The following is a 2,310-nucleotide window of genomic DNA, read 5'->3' as shown; positions in this document are numbered from 1 at the left end:
GGGCGGGGTCTATCTCATGGCCAATGGGACCCGCGCCGAGTTGAAGGCAAGCTCCGCGCTGGCCGGAGCCGAGTGGATCGCTGTCGCCGTCGCCGACCGCCCCGTCGGCGCCGGCCATGCCCGCGTGCAGCTGGCCGCGCACATCGACGAGGACATCGCGCGCGGCGCCGCCGCCCCCCTGCTCTCGGAGCGGGCCGAAGTGGCCTGGTCCGGGGGCGACCTGGTGGCCCGGCGCGTCGAACGGCTCGGGGCCATCGAGTTGACGGTGCGCCCCTTGCGGAACCCCGACCCCACCCTCGTACGAAAGGGCCTGCTCACGGGGTTGCGTGAGGAGGGTATGGGGTTGCTGAAGTGGTCCCGGGGCGCTCAGGAGCTGCGCGAGCGGCTTGCGTTCCTGCACCGGCATCTGGGGGCTCCCTGGCCCGACGTATCGGAGGACGCCCTCCACGCGCGCGTGGACGAGTGGCTGGAGCCCGAGCTGTCCAAGGCGCGCCGCCGCGCCGACCTCGCCCGCATCGACGCCGGACAGGCCCTCACACGCCTCCTGCCGTGGGCGACCGGCGAGGCCGCCCGCCTCGACGCGCTCGCCCCGGAGCGGCTTGAGGTACCGAGCGGGTCCAGGATCCGGATCGACTACTCCGACCCCGAACAGCCCGTACTCGCGGTGAAGTTGCAGGAGATGTTCGGCCTCGCGCGGACACCGCGGATCGCGGGCGGCGCCGTACCCGTCCTCGTCCATCTGCTCTCCCCCGCGGGCCGCCCCGCCGCCGTCACCGCCGATCTGGCCTCCTTCTGGCGTGACGGCTACCGCGCGGTGCGCTCCGAGCTGCGCGGCCGCTATCCCAAGCACCCCTGGCCACAGGATCCGGCGGCGGCCGAGCCGACCCGGTACACGAAGGCCCGCGAGGCGCGACGGCGCGACAACGACGCCTAGGCGCTGATCGGTTTCGGCTCCGGTTCCGGTTCCGGGTCGTCGTCGTTCGACGTGGCCGGCCCGGAGCCGTGCGCCCTGCGACCGCGAACCTCCAGCCAGAAGGAGAGCGCGAGCAGGAGCAGGCCGAGGGCGAGGAAGCCCCAGGGGAGGTAGGAGGTGAGCAGGAGCACCAGGACGCGCTGGGACTTCACCAGGTCGACCGTGCTCTCGATGTAGTCCTCGCGCATCTTCACGTGCCCGGCGAAGACCGTCACCTTGTCGCGTTCGCCGAGGAGCGTGCCGCCGCGCAGTTCGTTCTTCTGGATCTCCTCGCCGTAGACGGGCGCCCCGGTGGTCGGCTCCACCCAGAACTTGCGGACCGTGGTGTACCAGCGGGTGGTGCCGGTCCCGGCGAGGGACTTCGGGGTGATGCCCTTGACCGGCATCGTCTTGGGGAAGGGCACCTTGGTCCAGGGGATGGTCTGCTCGAAGTAGTAGACCCGCACGCCGCGGAAGGTCCGTTCGCCCTTGTAGTGGATGGGTTTGGTGACGCGGGCCTGCGCGTCGAAGTACTCGTAGTCCCGCTTCTCCGTCAGGAAGGGCCACTTGAACTCGATGCCCTGGCGCTTGACGGGGTCCCCGTCGACCGACTCCCCGGGGGCGTGCACCGGCTCCTGGCTGTGCGCGTCGAAGATATAGCGCTCAGGGATCTTGGAGACCATCTTGCCGTCGGCGTCCTGGACGTAGGAGAGCGCGTCCCAGACGACGACGTCGCGGGAGGAGTCCCCGTCCGCCTTCTCGATCTTCTCCGAGGCCTCCACGTTGCCCTTGAGGGTCTGCACGATGGTGACCTTGTCGATCTTCTTGGCCTGCATGGTGCCGTAGTCGATGAGGGTCGGGTCCTCCGCCTCCAGGACCGCCTCCTGGTACTGGTTGGCCGGGACCTTCGCCAGACGCGGGAAGGCGTACCAGCGCGTGAGCGGGGACATGGCCGTGAAGAACACGGCGAGGGCGAGCAGGACGAGGCCGGCCTTGCGGCGCATCGCGGCGACCCTCCCTCCGTCTATGGGTGCACGTCTATGGGTGCTCGGGGACTGTGGTGAGGAGCGGTTCGGGTGACGTCTCGCCGGCCGGAGCGCCGATCGCGGTGATCGTCAGGATCAGGGCGACGGCGGCGGCGAGGCCGGTCGCGGCGGCGATGAGGGCACGCATGCGGGGCCTCCCTGGTCGGCTCGCGGCCACGGCTGATAGGGCGTCAGGGCGGGCACCGTAGCAACGTGGGGGCGAGATGAGAACACGTCGCGCAACACAGGACCGCCCCTGCGCCGTGGAGGGCGAGGGGCGGTCCTGGGTGAGGAGGCGGGCGGCCGGCTAGTCGGCCGGGGTCGCCGGGGCTG

The 2,310-nt window shown here is 71.1% G+C and carries 3 protein-coding genes; 1 reads left to right on the top strand and 2 read right to left on the bottom strand.

The genetic code is table 11. From position 1 onward, the window contains the following. A partial coding sequence (locus tag GKQ77_RS31755) for an ATP-dependent helicase C-terminal domain-containing protein (RefSeq protein WP_308117845.1) occupies nucleotides 1–934 on the top strand: 934 nt, incomplete at its 5' end. Here GKQ77_RS31755 and pgfA read toward each other — a convergent pair. Together pgfA and GKQ77_RS31745 are read right to left on the bottom strand one after the other, a co-directional pair. Then, nucleotides 931–1,956 (bottom strand): cell envelope lipid trafficking protein PgfA, encoded by a 1,026-nt coding sequence (gene pgfA / locus GKQ77_RS31750; protein WP_219692573.1) that lies wholly within the window; start codon nucleotides 1,954–1,956, stop codon nucleotides 931–933. The two genes, GKQ77_RS31755 and pgfA, sit on opposite strands and share 4 nt — an antisense overlap. 34 nt (nucleotides 1,957–1,990) lie before the next feature. Next, nucleotides 1,991–2,125 (bottom strand): SPW_0924 family protein, encoded by a 135-nt coding sequence (locus GKQ77_RS31745; protein ID WP_219692572.1) that lies wholly within the window; start codon nucleotides 2,123–2,125, stop codon nucleotides 1,991–1,993. Nucleotides 2,126–2,310 lie beyond the last annotated feature (185 nt).

It is taken from the genome of Streptomyces anatolicus (assembly GCF_019400875.1).
GTDB classification, from domain to species: Bacteria; Actinomycetota; Actinomycetes; order Streptomycetales; family Streptomycetaceae; genus Streptomyces; species Streptomyces anatolicus.
Note: the sequence above shows the minus strand (reverse complement) of the source record. Positions and strands in the feature narration are given on the sequence as shown.